The 23,852-nt window shown below is 47.1% G+C and carries 21 protein-coding genes; 7 read left to right on the forward strand and 14 right to left on the reverse strand.

Annotated features, from left to right (window positions below):
- Window positions 1-198 precede the first annotated feature (198 nt).
- On the reverse strand, window positions 199-1,527 hold the full coding sequence (locus ACWP87_RS03990) for an MFS transporter (protein WP_087307845.1): 1,329 nt from the start codon (window positions 1,525-1,527) through the stop codon (window positions 199-201).
- Window positions 1,528-1,906: 379 nt separating this feature from the next.
- Between ACWP87_RS03990 and ACWP87_RS03995 the strand changes: the two genes are divergently transcribed.
- From ACWP87_RS03995 to ACWP87_RS04015, 5 genes are all read left to right on the forward strand, one after another.
- Window positions 1,907-2,599: a GntR family transcriptional regulator gene (locus ACWP87_RS03995; RefSeq protein ID WP_014568908.1), complete on the forward strand. Its 693-nt coding sequence runs from the start codon at window positions 1,907-1,909 to the stop codon at window positions 2,597-2,599.
- Between the two features lie 67 nt (window positions 2,600-2,666).
- On the forward strand, window positions 2,667-3,680 hold the full coding sequence (locus ACWP87_RS04000; RefSeq protein WP_014568909.1) for a sugar kinase: 1,014 nt from the start codon (window positions 2,667-2,669) through the stop codon (window positions 3,678-3,680).
- A 31-nt stretch (window positions 3,681-3,711) separates the two neighbouring features.
- Window positions 3,712-6,231 (forward strand): galactosidase, encoded by a 2,520-nt coding sequence (locus ACWP87_RS04005; RefSeq protein ID WP_014568910.1) that lies wholly within the window; start codon window positions 3,712-3,714, stop codon window positions 6,229-6,231.
- Window positions 6,232-6,567: 336 nt separating this feature from the next.
- On the forward strand, window positions 6,568-6,897 hold the full coding sequence (locus ACWP87_RS04010; RefSeq protein WP_015764807.1) for a hypothetical protein: 330 nt from the start codon (window positions 6,568-6,570) through the stop codon (window positions 6,895-6,897).
- A gap of 178 nt (window positions 6,898-7,075) precedes the next feature.
- Window positions 7,076-7,441: a pyridoxamine 5'-phosphate oxidase family protein gene (locus tag ACWP87_RS04015; protein WP_015764808.1), complete on the forward strand. Its 366-nt coding sequence runs from the start codon at window positions 7,076-7,078 to the stop codon at window positions 7,439-7,441.
- Window positions 7,442-7,659: 218 nt separating this feature from the next.
- Here the strand turns inward: ACWP87_RS04015 and ACWP87_RS04020 are convergent, their stop codons facing one another.
- Together ACWP87_RS04020 and ACWP87_RS04025 are read right to left on the reverse strand one after the other, a co-directional pair.
- Complete coding sequence (locus ACWP87_RS04020) at window positions 7,660-9,030, reverse strand: MFS transporter (RefSeq protein ID WP_014568913.1); 1,371 nt, start codon at window positions 9,028-9,030, stop codon at window positions 7,660-7,662.
- Between the two features lie 321 nt (window positions 9,031-9,351).
- The gene (locus tag ACWP87_RS04025; protein WP_005687573.1) at window positions 9,352-10,521 is read right to left on the reverse strand and encodes an alpha/beta hydrolase; all 1,170 of its coding nucleotides are present in this window, start codon (window positions 10,519-10,521) and stop codon (window positions 9,352-9,354) included.
- Window positions 10,522-10,552: 31 nt separating this feature from the next.
- Between ACWP87_RS04025 and ACWP87_RS04030 the strand changes: the two genes are divergently transcribed.
- Together ACWP87_RS04030 and ACWP87_RS04035 are read left to right on the forward strand one after the other, a co-directional pair.
- Window positions 10,553-11,239, forward strand: a complete 687-nt coding sequence (locus ACWP87_RS04030) for a TetR/AcrR family transcriptional regulator (RefSeq protein ID WP_014568914.1) — start codon at window positions 10,553-10,555, stop codon at window positions 11,237-11,239.
- Between the two features lie 230 nt (window positions 11,240-11,469).
- Complete coding sequence (locus ACWP87_RS04035; RefSeq protein ID WP_014568915.1) at window positions 11,470-11,844, forward strand: hypothetical protein; 375 nt, start codon at window positions 11,470-11,472, stop codon at window positions 11,842-11,844.
- Window positions 11,845-12,036: 192 nt separating this feature from the next.
- Here ACWP87_RS04035 and ACWP87_RS04040 read toward each other — a convergent pair whose 3' ends face one another.
- The 11 genes from ACWP87_RS04040 to ACWP87_RS04090 all read right to left on the reverse strand — a co-directional run bounded on the left by ACWP87_RS04040 (window position 12,037) and on the right by ACWP87_RS04090 (window position 23,742).
- Window positions 12,037-15,285 (reverse strand): MMPL family transporter, encoded by a 3,249-nt coding sequence (locus ACWP87_RS04040; RefSeq protein WP_014568916.1) that lies wholly within the window; start codon window positions 15,283-15,285, stop codon window positions 12,037-12,039.
- Window positions 15,282-15,884 carry a TetR/AcrR family transcriptional regulator gene (locus ACWP87_RS04045; RefSeq protein ID WP_005704947.1) on the reverse strand — a complete coding sequence of 201 codons (603 nt, stop codon included), beginning with the start codon at window positions 15,882-15,884 and terminating at the stop codon, window positions 15,282-15,284. The genes ACWP87_RS04040 and ACWP87_RS04045 overlap by 4 nt, the downstream gene beginning before the upstream one ends.
- Window positions 15,885-16,091: 207 nt before the next feature.
- Entirely contained in the window at window positions 16,092-16,832 is a 741-nt protein-coding gene (locus ACWP87_RS04050; protein ID WP_029943758.1) for a sulfite exporter TauE/SafE family protein, read from the reverse strand.
- The gene (locus tag ACWP87_RS04055; RefSeq protein WP_014568918.1) at window positions 16,796-18,127 is read right to left on the reverse strand and encodes an amidohydrolase family protein; all 1,332 of its coding nucleotides are present in this window, start codon (window positions 18,125-18,127) and stop codon (window positions 16,796-16,798) included. Before ACWP87_RS04055 ends, ACWP87_RS04050 begins: the two co-directional genes overlap by 37 nt.
- A complete protein-coding gene (locus ACWP87_RS04060; protein ID WP_005687398.1) occupies window positions 18,128-18,574 on the reverse strand; it encodes a hypothetical protein in 447 nt (148 codons plus the stop codon).
- Complete coding sequence (locus tag ACWP87_RS04065) at window positions 18,574-19,416, reverse strand: DUF3100 domain-containing protein (protein WP_014568919.1); 843 nt, start codon at window positions 19,414-19,416, stop codon at window positions 18,574-18,576. The genes ACWP87_RS04060 and ACWP87_RS04065 overlap by 1 nt, the downstream gene beginning before the upstream one ends.
- 323 nt (window positions 19,417-19,739) lie before the next feature.
- Complete coding sequence (locus ACWP87_RS04070; protein ID WP_005710840.1) at window positions 19,740-19,982, reverse strand: hypothetical protein; 243 nt, start codon at window positions 19,980-19,982, stop codon at window positions 19,740-19,742.
- A gap of 277 nt (window positions 19,983-20,259) precedes the next feature.
- Complete coding sequence (locus ACWP87_RS04075; RefSeq protein WP_005687395.1) at window positions 20,260-20,922, reverse strand: ABC transporter permease; 663 nt, start codon at window positions 20,920-20,922, stop codon at window positions 20,260-20,262.
- Window positions 20,922-21,851, reverse strand: a complete 930-nt coding sequence (locus ACWP87_RS04080; RefSeq protein WP_014568920.1) for an osmoprotectant ABC transporter substrate-binding protein — start codon at window positions 21,849-21,851, stop codon at window positions 20,922-20,924. The genes ACWP87_RS04075 and ACWP87_RS04080 overlap by 1 nt, the downstream gene beginning before the upstream one ends.
- 11 nt (window positions 21,852-21,862) lie before the next feature.
- Entirely contained in the window at window positions 21,863-22,492 is a 630-nt protein-coding gene (locus tag ACWP87_RS04085) for an ABC transporter permease (RefSeq protein ID WP_005687392.1), read from the reverse strand.
- Window positions 22,493-22,494: 2 nt separating this feature from the next.
- Window positions 22,495-23,742 (reverse strand): betaine/proline/choline family ABC transporter ATP-binding protein, encoded by a 1,248-nt coding sequence (locus tag ACWP87_RS04090; RefSeq protein WP_005687389.1) that lies wholly within the window; start codon window positions 23,740-23,742, stop codon window positions 22,495-22,497.
- Window positions 23,743-23,852: the final 110 nt, after the last annotated feature.

The following is a 23,852-nucleotide window of genomic DNA, read 5'->3' on the forward strand; positions in this document are numbered from 1 at the left end:
ACTTTTAACATTTTAATCCAAAAAATATTTCTGTATAGGCTCTGAACCATTAAAAAGGAAAAAGTCGAATCAACAACAGTTATCCGCGTTGTTTGATTCCGACTTTTCCGACGTTATTTCTTGTTAGCATTCACACCTTTGCTAGAAAACCTGTCATCCACAATATTAGCAGATAGGTGAGCATACGCTTTCTGTTAATTAACGAACACGTTTGATGGCGGCAATCAAGAAGCCACCGATGATTTCCATTGCAACCGCGAAGATGAAGACTGCCTGATAACCGAAGCCTTCAACAATAGCAGAAGCAACCATGGCACCAAGCATCTGGCCCAACGTGTTTGCTAAGTTGATCAGTCCTAAGTCTTTACCAGCAGTATCAGAAGATGGCAGCACATCCATGTTCAACGCGCCATCGACTGAGTTGTACAAGCCATTACCAAAAGCAGCGATAACAGCGTAGGCAAACATTGCCCAAGCTTCTTTGACAAACAATGGGAACAAAGCAGCTACGGCTAAGGCGAACGTTGCGATAACAACCGGACCCTTAACCCGCTTCATTTTATCGGCAAGTGGACCGCCAACTAAAGCGAAGAAGACACCAATGACTAACATGATGGTTGAAAATACAGAGATGGAACCGCCAGCTTGTTTGGTGCTTTGACCAATATAGTCGGTGAAGATGAACAAAAGGAATGTGGTAACAATCGTAGAACCGACAACCATCAGGAATTTACCTGACAAGGCGAGATAAAAGTCGCGCGCATCATGGGTTGGGAAGAAGAAGTACTTCTTGAGTGATTCTTTGTCGAGCTTGATCTTTGGTTCGTCCAGGTTGCTCTTTTCGTTGATCAACAGAACGTGGATAATGGCCAACACAACGGTCATGCTTGCCATGACATAAATACCGAATTTAACATTGCCAAGGAATTGAGCGGCTAACAGTGCAAAACCTTGTTGCGCGATCGTGAAACCAACGCCGTAAAAGGTTGAAACAGTGCCACGCCATTTAGGTGCAACCCGATCCGATATTTGCGGATAAATCGCTGCGGCAATCGCGTTTTCGGCCGCCGCCGCGATGATCCAGATGAAGATGATAGCAGTAATTGAAGTCGTATTAGCAATGGCGACCAGTGAAAGCGCGATTGCTATGGTACCAAGGACAATATAAGGTTTCCGCTTACCAAAACGGGTTCGCGTCACATCGGAAAAAGCACCAAACAGTAAGTTGGCAATCGCACCGGTGATAGACGCAACGGTTGCCAGAATGCCGACAGCCCAAACCTTGTGTGCCGAATCAATTTGACTAAATAGTTGTGGAATTAAAACGCTTCGGGTTGAACCGATTGGCCCGTACCAGCAAAGTGGCGCGAGGAACATTGCAGTTGCAACACCAAGTGGCATCTTTGGCTGCTGTGAATCTTGAATCCTTGCGTTGGTAACAACCCCAACCGTCGTTTTGACCGCTTTAGGATCGTTCTTAACATCATTTGCCATTTTTTTCACTCCCATGAAATTAAGTAAGTGCATTAAAAAATAAATAGATAGAACAAATGCATAAATGCCGGAACCTGAATTTTGACACACCCGCCTCCTTGCCAATCAGCTTATGCCACTTAAAACCTGATTGGTCACAAACTGCAACCAGTTGTGACCTTAATGGTAGATATACAACCAGTCAGCTAATGTTAAAGGCGTATTTTTTAAACTAAACGCGCGAAAACATTGACACTCGGATAACTGATATATTAGTATATCCTTACAAGGGCATGATAGCGCTTACCGAAAACGGTGTCAACACCTGTCAAAAAGTTTTATAATTTATACGTCTCAAGCAACATCTTTCTCGAAAGGCTGGGGATGTTATACAATCAGATAATCAGGTGAAAAAGAAGGAAGGGTGACGCCCATGCAAATATCGAATTATCAAGATGAAGCATACAACGCTATCAAGGAGATGATTCTCAGCATGCAGCTGACCCCCGGGGAAAAAGTCGACAAGACTGAATTGAGCGCGCAACTCAAGATCGGTGCGACCCCGATCCGGGAGGCCATTATCCGCTTACGGCGGGAAGGACTATTTAATGTCATTCCTCAAAGCGGTACTTATGTATCAAAAATCAATCTGGATGAAATGTATCAAGGCCGGTTTGCCCGGGTCAATTTGGAGCGGACGATTGTGGCGGACGCAGTTGATGTCATGACGCCAGATCAAATTGCTAAATTGGAACAGCAAATTGCGTTGCAGGGTGTTTATGAGCATTCTCGGGATTACGATCATTTTTTTGATCTTGATCACGACTTTCATGAAATATTTTATATGGCCGATCATAAGCAGTTTATCTGGGCTTGGGTACAGCAAATGAATTTGCAATTTAATCGCTACCGATACTTACGGTTGGAAGTTAGCGGCTTAAAATGGCATAACATTATCACGGAACATCAGGCAATTGTCGATGCAGTCAAGGCTAAAGATGCTGAGTTAGCCAGTCATTTGGTTGCGGATCATTTGTTAGCGATTGACGACGATGTTAAGGCAGTTTTAAGTGCCTATCCTAACTATTTTGAAGGAAAAGCAGCGCCAAGCCATCAGCCTGACTAAGGTGACGCTGTTGTCAGATTTTGTTCACTGTAAGCGCGATCGTGCCCAACGAAAGGAAGGCTTACAGATGACAAAAGTATTAACATTCGGCGAGATGATGTTACGGTTGAAGCCGTATGATCATCAACGTATTCTTCAAGCGTCCGGCTTCGAGGCCAATTATGGTGGCTCTGAAGCTAATGTGGCGGTTTCTTTGGCATTGCTTGGCGACGAGGCGCAGTATGTCACCAAGCTGCCTGATAATGCATTAGGCGACACTGCGCGCAACACCATTCGTGGTCTGGGCGTAGATACACATAAGATCTTGCGCGGTGGTCCGCGTTTAGGGATTTATTTCTTTGAAAAAGGGGCCAGTGTGCGCAACACGAATGTCGTATACGATCGTGCCGGCAGTTCGTTTGCGACCGCTGAAGCTGATGAATTTGATTGGGCCAGTCTGCTTAAAGACGTGGCCTATTTTTATTTTTCCGGAATTACCCCGGCGATCGGCAAACATATGCAGACCGCCATTGAATCAGCCGTTAAATACTGTGCCGCACATGATATTACCGTTGTTTGCGACATGAATTATCGCGGTAAAATGTGGTCGCCTGCAGAAGCTCAGGCATTCTTTGCCAAGGTCATGCCTTATATCACGATTGTTTTGGCTAATGATGAAGATTTTGAAGCAACCTTAGGCATTAAGGCATTTGATGGTAACATGGCGACCGGGATTGATCAGATCGCCAGTTTCAAGGCTGGTATGTTGCAGGTAATGAAGCAGTGGCCGAATGTTAAAACCGTGGCCAGTGTTGTGCGGAACATTCACTCGGTGGAAGATAGCTGGTGGACAGGGCTTTTGGCCGAAGATGGCAAAACATACCAAGGGCCAACCTTCCACATGCATGTGATGGAAGGCGTGGCGTCAGGCGATGCGTTTGGGGCAGGTTTGATGCACGCGACGCTCCATGACTCGCAGGCCAAGATCAATTATGCGATTTCAGCCAGTGTGTTGAAGTTGACGATCAGCGGTGATCTGAATTTGATTACGGATGCAGACGTGCAGGCGGTCATGGCAACCGGCAGCGGTGTTGATCGTTAGTCGGGCAAGAAGAAAGTGAGGATGCAATAACATGCATACGTTGACGATTGATGGTAGTCAGTTGCAGTTAGAGCAAAACGAAGCCAACACAATTAAAGGATTTGGACTTCTAAGCTGTAACAATACATCAAGGTTATTAATGGACTACAAGTGGGAACAACCCGAAGTCTATCAGCAAGTGCTGCAACATTTGTTTGGCGGGCAACAGCCTTTGATGCGCATGCTAAAAGTAGAACTTGGCAGCGATTCGAATACATCATGCGGCACCGAACCGGCTCCTCAGCGTGCTGCGGACGAACCGGCTAATGTGGCACGGGGCATGGGGTTTCAGCTCATTGCCGATGCCAAAAAGATTCAGCCGGACTTGAAAACCTGCATGTTGCGCTGGGCAGAGCCTGGATTTTTACGGCCAAGTTGGCGCCAGGTGAAGTCCGATGATCCTGATGAAAAGGTGCCGACAGAAGCTTTTGAAGCCATGTATCAGTATTACAAGCAAACGGTGATTGCGGCTTGGCAGGCATATGGTTATCTTTTTGATTACATTGATCCCGACCGTAACGAGACCAAACACCCGATGTATCGCTACTTAAAATGGTTTGCTAACCGGCTGAAAACCGATCAGGCTGATTTCCCTGAAGGTTTTCCAGTAGCAGATTATCATGCGATTAAGTTGATAACGTCAGATCAAAATTATGGAACCGACATGGGGACAGCATTGCTTAACGATCCTGAGTTACAAGCGGTGATTCCGGCAGTTGGCTACCATTACAACACCGATGACGGTCCGGACAAACCATTTACGAAGATTGCCGATCAGCTGCATAAGGAAGTCTGGTACAGTGAGGGTATTGCGCCAGTCACATTCGGCACGCTTAGGACACAAGATACTACTGGCATTGGCATAGGCGGTCCAATGAGTGCTTTGGATGTTGCCAATCGTCTGGTTAAAAGTTATGCCCGCTCGCGTCGAAGTTTATACATTTTTCAACCAGCGATTGGCGGCTTATATCCCGGCGCAAAATATCCGGGAAAGCAATTACTTGAAATGGATACGCCGTGGTCGGGTTACTTTCAGCAAGATACGGTGGCTTTGGCGGTCATGCATCACTTCACCGACTTTGCCGTAACGGGATGGCGCGATCAAACAGCCGCAAAAAACTGGCGGTATGTTCCGAGTGCCACGGTAAGTGAAGTGGCGGGGACTGAAAATCTGACGCAGGCGTTTGGAGCTGCCAGTGTCATGACGTTAGTTGCCCCGGATGAAACGGACTACACGGTGATGCTAATCAACGACACCAGTGCTCCCCAAACCTATCAGATTACGGTTAAGAACCTAGCTGCTGCAACTAAACCGCTATACGTATGGCAGACTTGGGCCGATGATGCCGGTAAAATTCACGATCGCGAAAAGACAACCACGCTGACGCCGGTTAATGGGAATGTAACGGTCACGATTGAACCGCGAGCGATCATCAGTGCAACCACCACGGATTTCCAGCCACAAGCCTTATTACCTAATCCTGATGTTAAGACTGATCAGCCACTGCAACAGGATCCGGAAAATCACGTTCTTTTCCACGATGATTACACCTATGCCGATATGCCGGCTGATTATCTCACGCGCCGTGGCGGCACCCCGAAATATACAACTGACATGGATGGCGCGTTTGAAGTCGTTGAGCAGGACGGTAAACGCGGGTTACAACAAAAGATTACCGAGCAGTCGCGGGCATTGGCTTGGGAAACGCAAACCGATCCGAACTTTACCGTTGGCGATATTCGTTGGTTAAACTATGCGGCTGCGTTGAAGTTTACGTTTGACACGACAACCCGGCAAAATACTGTCAGTGCCAACTATATTGGCCTTGGCGTGCGGAGTGTGGACGATTTTGAAGGCAGTTTATTCTCGGCGCCATATGTGGCTACGCTGACAGTTGGTGGGAAGTTACGCTTTTACGTTCGCGGTGCTTTGGCAGCCACACTTGATGTGCCGGTTTTCGATGCCGAAGTGAGTCACGAACTTATTGTTGAAGCAACAGATCGCCATGTGACGGTGCAAATCGATGGCCAGACTTATGTAACTTATGACGATCCAAGTGATCAACCGGGTTTGGCCGGGCAAGTCAAAGTCGGCACCGGCTATTTCAAGACGGTGATTCAGGCTTTGACGGTCACGAGTACGTCAGCACCAGCGGTATTAGGACATCGCCGCGATGACTTAGATGCCAGCCTAACGTTTAGTGACGATCAATGGGAACGCCTTGCCGCACGTTTTCCGCATGCGTGGGAACGCTCGCAGTCAATTGGCGAAAAAGGCGCTACCGTTGACTTTGATGTTGAAGGAACCGGTTTTGTGCTCTTTGGGACGCAAGCACACGCAAGTCGCTTGCAGCTGGCCGTTGACGGGCGGATACAGGAAGTGGTGCCGTTGACTGCGTTGGCCAAGCAACCGAATACGGTGGTGACTGACTTGGCAGCCGGGCCTCATCACGTCAAGGTGACGGTCATTGATGGCAGTTATACCTTTGATGGTGTGGCGCCGATTCTATAAATACCCTTGCTTGAAGAGTCTATTTTAATCATGATCAACACGTTGAAAAATGTCTGGAAAATGAGACGGTTTGAGTCCGATTTCCAGGCGTTTTTGCGTTTTTAGGAAGTGATGGTGGCGTGGCAAAAAGCAGCAACATTAACCGCTAAAATGACGTTAATCGGCCAAAACCCGACGTTTATTTGTTAGATGACACCGCGTGCCGGTTTGCGGGTATTATAAAGGGGAAAATGTTCATTGTTGCGTAGTCTATATTTGAGAGCGTTAAATGAAGTTGCTAGCACAGACAGAAATAAAAGCTCTCAGTCAACATTCGAAAGTCATGAGGTGAGAATGATGAAGGCTTTATACAAAGGTGAACCTGCTGATATTTGGGAAATAGGCAAAACGACGCCTCAGCCAGATTGGGTTCGTGAAGCGTTTGAAGCGAATTACTTGTATTGGTTGGATAATCATCTGCGCATTTTGATGAGTGGTCTGAAGCCATCGCTGGGCACTAATTTAAAGATAGGGGCTGTCGGCACGATCGGCGGCGGCTTTGCCGGGTATGGCATGTATGTCATGGGCTATCCAGGTGATTACTTAGATATCACCAATCATCGGGTGGTTTCAAAGAAAAAGTTTTTGAAGCAGTACCAGCCTATTGACGATACCCGTGTCAGCTGAGGATCAGTTATAGCACAAGACGATGGGACTCGAGACAGGTTCAAAGGCAAGATCGCACAAAAAAGAGCATACTTAGATATAATTTTTTATGTTATCCTGCCAATAGAAACGTGCGTGGGCGCGACCTATGAGCAGCGTCCACATTCGTATCAAGAATGAAAAGAAAGAAGATCAGACGATGAATGAAAAGTTCCTCGAAGTGTTGAAGCACGAAGGTCCTGTTACGATTGTTACCATCAACGGCAACCCGGCTCACGTGGTCAATACCTGGATGTCTTATGTCAGCCGCAAAGACGATGAACTCTATATTCCTGCAGCCGGTATGCACAGTATCGAAGGCGACTTTGCTAAGGATAACCATGTTCTTTTAACGTTTGGTTCCAAGGAAGTTGAAGGAACAGTTGGACCCGGCGCCGGTTTCCATGTGTTTGGTACTGGCCGATTTGTCGATCAAGGCCCGGCGTTTACAGCCAAGAAGGAAAAGTTTCCTTGGTTAACCCGCCTGCTGATTGTTCACGTTGATGAGGTTCAACAGAAAATTTAGCAGAATTGCCGGGTTAAGCCTAACGCTTGTGTGTAGACGAGGCGATAACCTTGCTAGCAACAAGCATATAAATTTATACGCGGATAAAAATAAGATTCTAGAGGGAGTTTGCCTCAAAGGATCTATTTTTTTGACATTAAAAAAACGCAATCCATGATTTACATGGCATGCGTTCCGTAAGTCCATATAAATAACTTTAGCCAAACATTCGGGTGACATCATTTTGAAGCGTGTAATCGCCATTGAACCATAAACGTTAACAAGGCGAGTACCGCGAGCAGAATGAAGTCAATTTGACTGCCGGTTGCATCGGCGCCAGATGGTGATAGGCGATTTTGAAACGTGATGATGGCTGACAAGCTGGCCGTTCCCAGTGATCCGGCGTATTGCTGAATGGTGTTGAACAAAGTGTTAATGTCTGCTTTAGCCGGGCCGGATACCATGGTGCTGGCGTCGGACATGGTGTTGCCAAAGCCCAGATTGAAGCCCATTCGGAAGATGATATAAAAACCGACAATTAAGGGAATGCTCAACTGGTGAGTGAAGCTGCCAAGTAAAACGGCACCGACAAACATTGCGGCATTACTGGTGAGTAGCAAGCGGCGGGCGCCAAAACGATCGTAAAGCGCACCGCCAATCGGTGAAACCGCAGCCCCGATCAGTGAGCCAGGCAATAGTAATAAGCCAGCCACTGAAGCGTTGGTATGCAAGACGTTTTCGGCAAAGATCGGGATGACAAATGCAATACCGATGTTGCTGAATTGCAGGATGAAGAAGTTAATCGCACGGGCACGAATGCCAGCATTTTTGAATAGCGAAAAATTAAGCAATGGCGAATGGGTGTGTTTTAAGTGGCGACCCATCCCGATGATGGCAATTATAAGCGCGACGACATAAGCCCAAAAGGCACCGGTCACGCCGGCAGCCGTAAACTGATCCAGCACTTCGATCAGTGAAAAGAGCCCCAGCGCCAGCAAGAGGAATCCGAGGAAATCAAAACGATCCGCAGTTGGATGTGCTTTGACCCGAATCGTTGCTTCACCCATGAACCAGACAAGTAAGATGATGGGCACGACAAGCCAGAAAATCATCCGCCATGACGCGTAGTAAGTTAGCAAACCGCCATATGTCGGGCCCAAAGCCGGTGCCAGCGAGGTGACCACGCTGGCCATGCCGACATAAATGCCAAGATGTGCTTGAGGAATCGTGGTCAGGATAAGGTGGAACATTAACGGCGTGGAAACCCCGGTAGCAAGTGCCTGCAGCAGCCGACCAGCAAACAGAATCGGAAAATTCGGTGCCCAGATACACAGCAGCGTCCCCGCAAGCGCACAGCAAATGGCTGCCCGGAATAATAAGCGTGTGTTGAAGCGCCGCAATAAAAAAGCGGTGGTACTCATGACCAGCGTTACCATCAGAAGATAGCCCGAGGTCAGCCACTGAACGGTTGATAACGATACATGGAGAGTTTTGATCAAGGTTGGAAAAGTGACGTTCATAGAAGTTTCCACCAGAATACCGACAAAAGTCAGCAAGCCGGCAGATAAAATGGCTAATTGCGTACGGTGTGAAACAGGTGAATTCGTCATAAGGTTGCCTTCGTTTCTATCAATTAACCTGATGCAGCATCAGGTCACTGACGACGATAGCAGATTCCAAAAATCCGCGCAAACGCAAGCGGTTTCATAGGGCCAAAATGAGGAGAAGCACGGTGAATGAAAGCAGTTTGCTGAAGTGGGTTTTGTCTGAAAGATACATATCATTGCCCCCAACGTAAACTGAAATGTGGACGATTAAACTGAGGCCATCAATAGCCTTATTTTGAACATACTGTAGTTGGATTGTAGGTGGCAGGGTTTATTTGCGCTTTTTTAGCGTTTGATACGTTTTCTGGTTATACAGCGTAACGGTCATGAATGCTTAGCCATAAAGGAAGTAATGTTTTGCCAAGCACGTTGAGCCTCTGGAATTTGTGGGGTGGAAATATAGAAAATATGGTACATACCACTAAATTCGACAAACTTAACCTGAACATGAGCAGCGCGCGCTTTTTTGACGACTGTCGTACTGTCACTCAGTAGCAGCTCATGACTACCCGTTTGGATGAGCATGGGAGGCAGGCCCTTAAAGTTCCCAAAAGCAGGTGATAAATAAGGGTCTTTCAAATTGTGTGAACCGGCGTAAGTAATGGGAACCGGATATTTAGGAGCAGTCTTGATTGTCGATGAACCAAATAAAGGATCGCTGGTAACTTTCGTATGATACGAGCTGCCACTTGCGGTTAAATCAGTCCAAGGCGAGGCCAAAACGAGTGCTCGAGGTAATGCAAGCTTATGATCACGGAGGTATAGGGTTAATGCAAGTGAAAGACCGGCACCTGAAGAGTCACCAGCAATTATAATGTTTTGAGGCTGATAGCCGTGCTGCAGCAACCAACGATAGCCGTCAATGGCATCGTTCAATGCTGCAGGGAACCGATACTTTGGCGCAGTGCGATAATCTAATGAAAAAACAGTCGCGTGATGATCCGATTGTGAGTAACGCAGAGCGGCTTGGTTATAAGTGTTACTAAAGCCGCTTAGATAACCACCACCGTGAATTTGATAAACGACTTTTTTTGATGCATCGGGCTGCTTTTTTGAAAGTAAGTAAGCACGTGCATGCTTGAGATGAACTTCTTGATTTCGATAGGTCTTAGGTGGTTGCCAATCCTGGAAGTGGTAATTAGATGGTGTCTCCATTTTTTTAATGATAAACGACTCGCCATGTTGTGACTCATAGTGGCGATTAATCATCTGAAAAGCGTTATTAATAAGATTGCCAGACAATGAAACCTTTAGATTTGGCCGAGTCAAAGCGGTTGTTAGACAGGCAATGAAGAACAAACCGATGGAGATTAAAGAGATTTGCCAAAGCCGTACTATTCGTTGTGATTGTTTCAGATAAATTAAACCGGCAATCAGGATAAGCAGGATGATATATTCAAAAGTCTTGACCCTCAAGAAAACTGCGACTATAAAAATCAAGGCAAACAAAATCGCGGTCATAGCATAGAAACAGATTGTTTTCTTTTTTGACATCTGAACGATCTCCTTAATAAATAAACTTATTATGTTTCCAAGTATTAATGCCCTTAGTCTAGTGGCCTATATTAAGAAAAAGAAGTATCAAAATGGGCAGGAATGTTACTTTAACTTGAAAGTTGGGCCAAAAAAGGTCACGCTAAAAAAGAAGGTGATCTTGATGAGTAAATTTCAGGAAACGGATCAAACCATCCAGCAGGCTTTTTTTAAAGTACTGGCTGCTGAGCCTTTTGAAACAATCACAATAAATAAGATCTGTTCTGAAGCAAAAATCAGTCGAACAACTTTTTATCGTCATTATATGGATAAATACGCGCTTCTTAGCAAGGTTAATCATGCGTTTTCTTCGGCACTAGCAGCTTATCTACAACGCAGAATTCATCAGACAAACATTGCGGATACGTTAGTCTTGATCGCCAAATATTTATCCACCAACGCCAAACCTATTAGTGACTTACTACGTGTACACACACCCGAAAGTGATCTAAGTGCATCATTTCAGAAGATTTTCCATGCGAAATTCGCTCGCTATATCGACTATGAGCTTTCCAAAGGCGCTGTGACGGCTTTTCCAGTTGCTTACTTGATTGAACTATATTTGGCAATCGCGATGGTATTCTTAAGTTACTCTTTAAAAAAGGGGCTGGACGTTGCTGTTGTTCAGTCACTAAACGATTTTCAAAAGCAAATTTTCACTGAAAAAAGTGAAAATTAGGCTAACAGCGGTGGTTATCTCGATTTAGTTAACCATTTATTGATTGGTCAGCCTACGGAATTTTGGGAGTTTGTACGACATTCACGTTGAACTTTCTATGATAAGTGTTCCAAAAATGCCCAAAAAACAACGTTAATCGGCAAAAACCATACGTTTATTTTTTAACCACATACTATTGAGCCTTTCAGGTTATATTGGAGAAAACAAACTTGGAAGGCGGTATGTGAATCATGACAGAAAAAGAGCGTTTCCGGAAATTTGTTCGCAATGGATTTCGAAAAGATGAAGAATTGGGCATCCCGTATCATCTATATTGCCTAGCCCATGCAATTTTGATAGCAGTCCCGCTTGGATTCATTGTATCCGCGGTGTTTTATGCAATGGATTTGCGGGACTTATATGGTACTGTGTACGCTTTTAACATGGGCGTTATTGTGTTTTTGATGTTTGAACTGGACATCGATTGGCGCATTGAGAAGAATGAATTTTTGCCTGAGCGAGTCTCCAAGTTGCAATGGGTCATTCGTATTTTGGCGAGTGTGCTCGTTTCCGGGATCTTCTTTTATTTTCATGAAACAACAGTTATCCAGCAATTTGTGAAGTAAGACCGAGCAACACATTGCCTGTTGCATGTTATGAGTTGACTTGTTCCAAAATAGGGTAATCGGTGCCCGCCTGTTTTCAGGGACGAAAAAAACACCTGTCGCATTGATGAAACGACAGGTGTTTTTGTTGCTGCTGGCGATAAGGACCATCAGTTTTATTTGCAAATGTTATAGCTGACAAAATGCACTGGTTCACGCGCGAGAATGCATTCCTGAGCGAGTGGGCTTAGCTGCTTGTTTAGGCGTAGTTGGGGCAGGTGTTTTTAGTGAAGGATCAGCATGCGGTCCGGGACCCTCAGGATGATTGTTTTGCTTCATTTGCCTGTCAGTCATACTGATCACACTGGACATAACCAGCGGAAGTAGGAAGACGAGCAGGATGAGACCAATGATGACAGCCAGCGCAACCTGAATCAAAGTGGTAATGCCAGATGGAATCATCGCCGCGAACGTACCGCTTAAGATGATCGCTGCCGAGATGACGACTGCGCCAATGACACTGGCGGCTTTGGTGATGCGTTGTGTCATCGTGCCACCTTCCAAGGCATTGTCACGGTAGCGAACCATGAGGAAGATACTGTAATCTACCCCTAACGCGACAAGCATGATGAAGGTGAAGAATGGTGTGTTCCAGGTTAGCATATCCCGGCCAAGCACATAGGTTGAGAATAGCTTAGTCAGGCCCAGTGAGGTGACATACGCCATTAGTAACGTTGAAATGATGCTGATAGGTTGAATTAACGAACGCGTCACGACGATCAGCGCAATGCCGATGCCGATGATCATGATGGCGGCGGTTCGTTCAAAGTCACCATTTGCCAGGTCTTGAAGATCCGCTGTTTGTGAAGTTTGACCGCCAATGGCAATAGTGGCGTCATCAAGCGGTGTATGCTTCAGTTTGGCCGTCAGATCGGTTTTGATCGCTCTAATTTGTTGGGCGGCAGCATCGGTACTTGGATCGCCTTTTAACACAACCGTTAATTTGGTGATTTTATTGTTGTCTGACATGTAAGTCGATAAGGCTGGTTTAAAGGTTTTACTTTTCAAAGTTTCATTAGGGATGTAGAACTTCTTCCCCAAGTATGAATGCTGCAGTTCGGTCAGATATTGTTTCATACTGATACTGCCGTCTGCAATCGTGCCAAGGGCTTGATCGGCGGAAGTAAGGCCACTTTGCATGGCGGTTACTTGTTGCGAGATCGCTTTGACTTTCGTATTCAGCGTTTGGACGCCGGTGTTGACTTGATCAGCACCACTGGCAATTTGCGCGGCACCATTCGTGAGGGTGCCGTTTTGTGCGGCGAGCTGAGCGGATCCGGAACTGAGCTGGTTGACCCCGGAAACCAAGGATGGTACTTGGCTGTTCAATGAGTTAATCCCACTGTTTAGTTGTTGAGTGCCGTTCGTGAGGGTACCAATGCCGCTGTTTAGCGCAGTTGTACCTGCGTTTAGCTGTTTGAGCCCGTTACCCATCGCAGCAGTGCCGTCATTTAGTTTTTGAACATCGGTAGAAAATTGATTGATTTCATTTAAAATCGGCTGGGTTAACTGATCGGCGCTGGTTAGACCATTGATTTTAGCAATGATATCTTTGGCAATCCCTGCTACGCCTTGAAGCTGATCATTGAGAGTTGCCATACCAGTGGTTAATTCACCGGATTTGCTGCTAAGTTGACTCATGCCGTTAGCAAGCACCGTGCTATTGCTATTTAAGGTGCTCATACCTTTAGCTAGTTGCGTCGAACCGGTACTCAAGGTGTTGACACCTGAGCTGAGTGCCGGCATTTGATCATTCAATTGACTAAGGCCGCTGTTTAGGGATGTTACCCCTGACGTGTACTGGCTTATCCCGCTGTTGAGACTGGAAGCACCGGAAGACAACGTTGTGGTACCGTTTGCCAGTGTCTGAACCTGTTGGGTACTTCCGGCAACATTGGCATTTTTGATTTGGGTATTGGCATCGTTGAGACCAGCCTGGACTTGCTTCAAGCCTTTAACACTTTGAGTTAAGCCGGCAGTGATGGTTTTCAGCTGATCGTTTAGATACAACGATTTAATCTTACTACCGCCGGGCTGGGTCACTGAAGCAACGGTTTTGACGCCTTTTTCTTTTTGCAGGTAGTTGGTTAGGTCGTCAATGGTGCCCAAAGTGGTTTGGGTGTTCAGTGCCTGCTTGCTTTGGATATAGATGGTTGTCGGTGAAGCCATGCCTTTTGAATAATGATCCTGAATCAAGCGGTAGCCGACTTTGGATTGGAGGGTTTCCGGTAATTCATCAGCGTTGTTAAAGTTCAGCGTCTGGTTGACGTTCAACAGAAACGGAATGGCGACAATGCCGATGACGCCCAGTGTGATGAGCGGCCGCGCGATGGCAAGCTTGGAAAGGCCATGCCAAAGTTTGCTTGTGCTGTGGCCGTTGAGGTTCTTGCTGGGCCAGAATAGTTTTTCGCCCATGGTTGCCATGAAGAACATGTTTAAGGTTAGCAAAACGGTCAAAAGAATGAGCACGCCGATCGCAACCCCAACTGCGGACCGATAGAACTTGAAGTTGGCGAGGCCGAGCACGGAGAACCCGATCAGAACCGACAGCCCGGAATATAGAATCGTTCGCCCCCCAAAACGACGGGCGATTCTTGCTGCTTTGGTCTTGGGAATACCTTGCGACAGCGCTGCTTTGAAGTCATCGTATAGCAGAATATTGTAATCTGTCCCGATCCCGAACAAAACCACAACGAGAAAGACTTGGGTGAAGTTGGAAATCGGAAAGTTAACTTTGTCTGCCAAGGTCATGATGATGTTTAGTGATGTTAAGAAAGAAATCGCCACAGTTAGTAATGACACTAACGGAACAATTGGCGAACGGAAAACGATGATTAACACAATGAAAATGAAGATGGCCGCGATAATCTCGGTTTTTTGAATGCCTTTTTCGGTCACGCTTGCAAAATCATCATTAAGGACATCGCTGCCGGTCACGTAGGTTTTCACATGGCTGGTTTTGATTTGTCGTTCGAGATCGCGCGTCTGCGGACCAACCTGGCCTTTCGCTTTAACGTCAACCAATGCCATTTGGGTCGTGCCATCCTTGGCATCAAGCTGCTTTTTGGTTTCGGCATTATCGGATGACTTGGTGACGTTGATGATTTTAACGGCTTTGGAGTCTTTGAGTTTGGCTAAAGTTTGATTGATCGCGCGTTTTTGCGTTGTCGAAAGCTTGTCGTCGCCGTTACTGAAGACAAGGGCAAATGAGCGCACCTTTTGATTATGGTTGGCTTTTTTCTCAATTGTCGCGGCAACTTGGCTTTCTTCGGTTTTAGGAAGTGATAAGGCGCCTTTATCGCGAACAATGCCGGATACGTCGGGCATGGTTAAAAGTGCCACCAAAATCACGACAAGCCAGAAGATAAGTGAGGGGATATGGCGGTCGTGAAGCTTTTTCAATTAAACACCCTTCTTTCACTTGTGAGGCCATTCCAGACTTGATTTTTCAAGTCCGCGGCTAATGGTTTCTGATTCGAGACATGACCTTCAAGTTGCTGTTGGGCCCAGACGATGTCGATCATGCTGACAATGCTGCCGTACAAAATCGCCAGCTGCGTCCGAACGTCGGCTTTGACAATCACGCCGCGCTCCTGGCCTTCCAGCAACATGTTATTGATGAGCGTAATCACCCGGCCACGCGCAGCACGACTCTCAGCGTTAAGTGCCTCGTTGAAAACATTTTGTTGAATAAAATGCAATTCTGTCGGATATTGCTCCATGGACGCGGTCGCCGCATCGAATAAGCGACTGAAAGTGGTCTCCGGATCATCCGGTTGGCAGTTTGCCGCGGTTGCCAGGGAGTCGTGGAAGAAGTTCATAATATCGGTAAAGGCGGTATTAAGAATATCTTCTTTGCTTTTAAAATGCCGATAAATAGTGCCTACCGCGACTTTTGCTGCTTTGGCAATCGAGGGCAGATTGGTTTCGGCGTATCCACGCTCAGCGAAGAGCTTCACCGCCTGCGCGATAATCGGACTTGGTAATGGAATGGCTGTCATGATATTTTCTCCTTTAGGAATGAACGTTCATTCACATATATTAGTTTTTGAGAATATTCATGTCAAGTGCATATTCAAAAAATAATTAATACTGGCGTGGTGCGTTATTGATATCAAACTAAAAACTCGTTTAATGGCGCAGAGGTCAGTTTGCGCCCATACAAAAAAAGCGTTGAAAAAACAACGCTTTATTCGAGACTATATTTCTTACGGCCACAATTTAATACAGCCGAGAATAATTGAAAAAATCGCGGTGCCGTTTTTCAATAGGCGCCCATCGATTTTCGGGCCGATGCGACTGCCTACGATGACACCAATACCGTGTGTGACGATGATAATTGCTAGTAGCGGTAAGGTGGTCATGAATTGGACTTGGCTGAGGTAGCCGACTGCGGCCGGTAAGCTGATGAAGACCGAGTTTAGCAAGGCGATGCCAACTGCTGCATGCGGTTCGCAGCCGAGTAAAACGAGTAGCGGCATGACCAGTACCGGGCCGCCTGCTCCGGAAAGGGCACAAATCAATCCGGTGACAACGCCTAGGATGACGAGCAAAATCGGTTGATTCAAATGATTGACGCCGGGTTTTGGCGGGTGGCGTTGTTGGATCAAAATAGCAATGCCGGATAGCAGGACGACCAGATAAAGTAAGAATTGTACCCAGCTGGTCGGCAGTAATAGATTAAGGCGTACGCCAATAATTGCCCCGACAAAGCTGCCGCCGCTGAGTAGATAAGCGACCCGGCGATCCATGAGCCCTTCATGTTGATAATGACGCGAGCCCAACCAGCCGGAAATAATGAAAGCCAGGAAACTGAAGGCCAGACCTTCCGTAGTGCTATAGCCGAGTCCTGCGGTGTATAGAATGGGGAGTAAAAAACCAGCCACGCCAGTCATACCGACGAGGCCGCCGATTAAGATGTTGCCAATTGCGATGATGATGATTGCCATAATGTTGGGTAACGCCGCGCACACGCAGCTTTAATCCCTTCTACGTCTAATGTTAACACTTCTCGGTTCCGCATCAGCCATTTACCGGCAACCATCGAATCCGCGACATCATTAGCATTGACACTTTCAAGCAACGTGTTATTCCAGTTGCCGGTTGGCCAAAGGTGGGGGCTATCAATGTTTAACCCGATGATATCAGCCTGGTAACCCGGTGCGATTCGGCCCAGATGACCGGATAGATTCAGAGCCGCCGCGCCACCATCCAAGACCATGGACATAATTGTCGGGGCAGGCATGACAGCAGGCTGATGTTGCAAGGTGCCATAATGCAGCGTCATAACGGCGCGGAAAATTTTCATTTCCTGCCACAGACTCAGACCGCCATGCGCCGCGCCATCGGTACCCAAACCAATTGAAACACCTGCCTGTAATAATTCAGGCGTGGCAGGGATGCCTTTTCCGGCGTTACTGAACGGACTGTGACTGAGCTTGACATGATGGGTTTCGATGAGCATTTTTTCCGTGTCGTCAAGAAACAGACTATGTGCTCCTAGAAAATGATCGCTTAATGCGCCGCGTTTTGCAAGGTAGACATATGGCCGCTCACCGCAGCGCGCTAAAATACCCGCGACTTCCTGGGGATACTCGTTCATATGCGCTTCGAGAAAAGTCTGACGATCTACGGCGCGCTGGGCGGCCAGATCGACTAATGTATCGGAACAATTATTTAAGGCGCGTAATGAGTAATAAACTTGCAAAAGGTTGCGGCCGTGGAATTGGTCATACAAGGCGTCGGTGTGGGCGATGGCGGTTTTGGCATCCATGTTAATAGTTGCGGGTAACGTCGGATCATCCATCGTTGAGTAGGCAAGGGCGCCGCGTAAACCACTTTGCGCATACACCGTGCCGGCTGCGGCCATGTGATAGCTGCCTGACTCAACGAAACCGGTGGTGTCGCTGGTGATCATTTCAAGGGCGGCTAACTGGGCATTAAGCGTCATGGTTTCTGCCGTCATGTTGGCTTCAAATGGTAGCATGACTTTTTGCCAGATAATGCCTTTCGTGTCGAGTACGCGGCCACGTAAGAGTTGTTGGCCGGTATGTAAGTGACTATCGATCAAGCCGGGCATAAACAGCCGGTGTGAGCCGTCAATGGTTTCATCTGCTTGGACGGTTATCGTCCCATGGTCACTGACCTGCGCGATTTTATCGTCGCGGATTAAAATATCTTGATGCGGCTTGATCTCACCAGGCGCGGTCATGGTTAAGGTATCCTGAATTAATGTGCTCGTCACTTAAATCACCCCTGTCAGTTTCAACGTGAGCGTATCCCACAGAAGCGAACCGACAAATGTTCCGGTCATCACGGCAACCCCGACAATGATGTACTTCCAGCCTTGATGGACAAATGTGCCCAGCTTATCCGAAATTGCAATGCCGGCAAACGAGCCAACAACGGTAAACGGCGCGGCAAACGCAATGACTTTGGTAGAACTAATCACAACCGCAGCAATCGGTGAAAATGGTGAGGCAACGAGTAGGCCTAAAATGGAACAGTACGCAATAATCGGCAACTTGAATGGCACAATTTTAGCTAAGACCACAGCTACCATGGTAACGGCAATTAAAATGATCACGCCGGGGAGGCTTTTAGCGATACTGACGCCGGAACCGATCCAGTTGGCTAGCAGCGTCCCGACCCCACAAACGCTGAGGAGAAATAACCATTCACGTAAACGCATTACTTAATCCGTCCTTTCAAAGCGGTTGCCGTTTTAGCGCGGCGACTGGCGAACATTTTATCGAAAAGATTGTAGAGCTTGTCGGTTAGCGGGATGGCTAGAAACAGGGTGATATAAATCCCGGTGATGCCGGCGATGGTGTTGGCAGCTGAAGCCATGGCGGTGATGGTGTTGGCATCATGCGGGAATAGTTGCGCAAGGCTGGCACTGGCAGAGGCCATGAAAATGCCGGCTCCAACGCCTGTCGACATCCCCAACGCCTTGGGATCAAACCAACCTGTCAGTCCCAAAGCAGTTGCCATCATGCCGAAATAAATCGTGCCAAGAATACCGCCAACGATGTAAATCGCCATACTGCCGCTTGCTTCATCAGAATCCGAACCATAAGCCGAATTGATTAAGGCAAGGTGATATTCGCGATTCAGTGAACTTGTTGCGCCAATTGCCTCACGGTGCAGCCCCAGCAACATTGCCAGTGGTAGGCCGAAGAAGATCCCGAGCAGATTACCGAAGCCGTGCACCAGCAATGCCGGACCAGCATGTAAGATCATGTCCATATTTGCGCCGGCAGTAATTCCTAGGTTCACGACAAACGGGCAAATACCAACGATAACCAATTTGGAAGCAGCTTTAACATGGCGATTGTCAAACCACTGCATCACTTGCGGCCCACTGAGCATACCAAGAATAATGGCATAAAAAACCGGGAATAAAATGATCATGCCGGGACCGACCTTGAGTTTCACCGTTCCGATATATTCGGCGATGACGGTGAACAATGCTGCGACAAGATAACTCTTCCATTCGACTTTGATCCGTGCACGTAAACTGGGATAAGTCATGTTTTGCCTCCTCTTTTAGCGAATGGAACCAGTTTAGCGCAGTTATTCGGGTAAATAAAGGACAATTACATTAAAAAACGTTTTAATGTTCGCGTTTATCCGTCAGCACCTGATGGACAACCTTTTAAAAATGAATAAGTGACGAGCATGACAAATCATATAAAAAGCCAAAAGTCAGTTACCTTGAAAAACCGAATCAAGATCCAATAACGAAAGATCAAGTGCTTTCTGTATTTGGTTTTGATTCGGCAAAGTTTCCTGACGCTTGGCGATGGTGCTAAGTAGCTACTGTGATCAGTTGTTGATCACGCAATTCAATAACGTTATTTGCTGTATTTAGTCGTTTTTGGCCGACTTGTTTTGACCTTTTGTTCCAGATTCTGCTCAGGTAGGCTGGCTGGCTCTTCGTGAAACAGACGGGGCAGGTGGCGTGGCGCAACAGTCGATACTGACGTGACAACCTGTTGAACATGCTGGTTTGGCTCGGTGGTGGGATTGACGGTTGTTGCGGCCGATCCGCTGCTAGTCAACAACCCCGCGGCAACCGCTAAAAATGTAAAGACCATATGCAAAACTCCCTTCGACTGGCTGACATTCTTTAATAACAGCGATTAACAGTCAGTTTAGTAAGGAGATGTGATTGATTTGCCGCATTTGTGAGGTCTTTTCACAACGAAAATGAAACGAAAACATGGTGATTCGTTAACAGAAGCGTAAAGCATGGCGAATATGGACCAAAAGTTGAAGAAGTATGGATGAATCACGCGCCGGGCAGTAAAAAATTTTGAACATGAAAAAAGACGACTCGGGTAAGTCGCCTTTTTACTGTTTGCTCGTTTTCAATTATGAAGCAGATTTTCCTTTTGGTTCCAAGCGCCGTTCCAAAAAGCCTAACGCCAGGTCGGAGATAATCGCCATTAAAGCGGTTGGCAATGCCCCGGCGAGAATGATCGCACCGCCATTGGTTGCATTGGTACCGCGGACGATGATATCGCCCAGACCGCCGGCACCCACGAAGGCACCGATTGCCGTAATCCCAATGGCAACGACCAGCGCGTTACGAATCCCGGCCATGATGACTGACATGCTCAACGGAATTTCAACCATGTACAGTGATTGCCAGCGGGTCATGCCCATTCCTTTGGCGGCATCCATCAGGTTCTTGTCGACATTCTGCATTCCGGTGTAAGTGTTCTTGATGATCGGCAACAAGGAGTAGAGAAAGACCGTTACGATGACGGTGTTCACGCCAAGACCAAGCCCGAGCATGATGATGGACAACATTGCCAAACTAGGAATCGTTTGAATTACGTTGGCAATGCCGATTACCGTGTTGCTCAAGGTGCGGTGGCGAGCAATTGCCAAGCCAACCGGAATCCCGATCACGGCCGCAATCAGCACACCATAAATTGAAATCAGAAAATGGCGAGCAAACTGACTGAGCACGTACGAACCGTTATTGGCAAGGTAATACCAGAATTGCTGCCAAGTATCCATGTTAGCCATTAGTCGTCACTTCCTTTGAAATAATTGTGTTTAGCCAGAAACTTCTGAGCGACCACATTCGGTTCAAGTAATTGATCGTCGACTTGATAGTTCAACTCCTGCATGGTTTTCAGATTGATCTTGCCGTCTAAACGATGTAACAGCGGTTTTAATTTTGGATATTTCTTCAAAAGACTGTTGTTAACCACTAATGAACACTGATAAGGCGGGAAGAACTTTTTATCATCCTTTAGAATCTTCAAATTGTAACTGCGAATGCGACCGTCCGTAGAATACCCGAGAACCGTCTGCATCCGGTTGGCTTCAACCGCGTCGTAAACCAAACCGATTTGCATTGGATAAACGCGTTTGAAATCAAATCCGTATGCTTTGGTGAAGTCACTGTAGCCGTCGCCTTTGCGGTTCATCCAGCTAGAGTCAACCCCGGCATTATAACGTGATGCGACTTTCTTTAAGTCGGAAATGTTGTTGAGGTTATCCTTCTTGGCTTCTTCTTGGGTAACCATGAAAGCATAGGTGTCAGAGAAGCCATAAGACGGATACCATGTTTGGTCATAGCGTTTTTTGAATTCACGCTTGACGATGGTCATCGCTTTGGAAGGACTTTTGACAGGGTTCATGCCTAATGTGCCGGTGATATCGGTGCCGGTGTATCGAGTCGCACTGATATCAGCATCATTACGAATCATCGCTTGGTGAACCACCGTCCCGGAACCAAGGTTGTTCACCAAAGTCGTCTTGTAACCGAGTTCGTGGTTGATTAATTCGGCAATGATATTCGCCATAATCTGTGACTCGGTACTTGTTTGGGAGGCGATTCGGACGGTACCGTCATTACCGGAACCGCCAAGGCCAGGGAAGCCGCAACCGCCTAATAGCAGCACCGGAATCAGCAATAGGGTCAGGAGTAGTTTTCTGAATGTCTTCATCTTGCCACCTCCTAAGCGCGCTCGCTGACAGGTGTCAGGTGGTATTCCAACCGCCCTAACAACCAATCAACAATCAGTGCCAAAATGGTTACAGGAATGGTCCCGCCGATGATGAGATCCGGCTGGAAGAGATTCAGACCATTAAAGATCAAGTCCCCAAGTCCGCCAGCACCGATATACGATGCCAGGGTTGCCCATGCGATGACATAAATAGCAGACAAGCGAATTCCTGCCATAATGACTGGCATGGCTAGCGGCACTTCGACTTGGCGAATGGATTGCATGGCGGTCATGCCCATTCCCTTAGCAGCGTCCATCAACACGGGATCAACATCTTCCATGCCGATGTAAGTGTTACGCAAAATTGGCAGCAACGAGTAGATGAACAATGCAACGATGGCAGGTACTTTCCCAATCCCGAATAAAGGAATCATTAATGCCAGCAAAGCCAACGAAGGCACCGTCTGTAACATGCTGGCAAGGCCGATCACGACTTTAGCCGTCTTAGGAAAACGGGTCAGTAAAATGCCAAGCGGAACGGCAACAATGACCCCGAGTCCAAGTGCAATTGCCGAGATGTAAAGCTGTTCCCAAGTTTTGGTAATCAGTTCACTGCCATGTGCGTTTAGAAATGCAAACATGGTCACACCTCCTTAGGTGCGTCTCGGGTATCTTCAGTTGCCGAAGTGGTGGTCGTCGACGATGCGGCTGACTGATCGTTATTCTTGGCCGCAGCACTGTCTTGATCATCTTCATTGTCGCCCCAAATGGTGTCATAAACGACATCAACAAGTGAGGCACGGGTGACAATGCCGACCAGTTTCTGATCATTGTCGACCACAGGCACATACTTAAATCCGCGCTTAAGAATGCGGTCAGCCGTGTCGCGCAGTAGGGCATCTTTTTTCACATAGAAAATGCTGGACTTAGTGATATCACTCACACTGGTGGCGCTTTGGTAACGGGTTTCCAATGATTCCAGATCGATGAAGCCTTTGAGGTGATCCTCGTCATCGGTGACCAGCAGCGTATCAACGCGGCGTTTGCGCATGAGGGAAATCGCTTCAGCCAAAGACTTGCCAGGTGTGATGGCAGCCGGATTCTTCAACATGATCTGTTCAACAGTGGTGACGTCCGCCCGCGCTTGAACCAGGCGATCCTGACCGACTAAGTTTTCAACAAACTTGTTGGCGGGATGGGTCAGTAGTTCGGTTGGGGTGGCGTTTTGGATAATGTGACCGTGATCCATGACAACAATTTTGGTGGCGAGTTTGAGCGCTTCGTCCATATCGTGGGTCACGAAAACAACGGTCTTACCGAGCTTTTCCTGCAGATTTTTAATTAATTCCTGCAGTGCTTCACGGGTAATCGGGTCCAAGGCGCCATAAGGTTCGTCCATTAAGATCAGATCCTGATTGGCAGCAAGCGCGCGGATAACCCCGATCCGTTGTTGTTGCCCACCGGAAAGCTCTGATGGGTAACGATCCAGATAATCTTCGGGTAATTCGACGAGATCAACCAGTTCTTTGGCCTTTTCCCGGCGCTTTTCTTCAGGCCACTTTAATAATTTAGGAACGATCGTGATGTTTTCATAAATGGTCATGTGTGGCATGAGGCCGATATTTTGAATGACATAACCGATTTGACGCCGCAATTTTACGGCATCGATTTTGTGAATGTCTTTACCGTTAAACAGGATTTGACCGCCGCTGGGTTCCAACATCCGGTTGATCATCCGCATGGTCGTTGTCTTCCCGGAACCGGATGTCCCGATAAGACATACAAATTCACCCTTATTGATTTCAAGGTTAATATGTTCGACCGCGACATTCCCGCCTCGATAGACTTTTTCAACGTCCTTGAACAGGACCATTGGTTGTTCTTCTGGCATCTGACGCGTCCTCCTTTGTTTGGTTGCTTCTATGATAACACATGAAGTTAATCGTTTTTTAATAAAGCCAAAATGCCAAAAATGCCTGCTGCCTGCATAACTTTTCAGTT

The organism is Lacticaseibacillus sp. 22 (assembly GCF_055413445.1).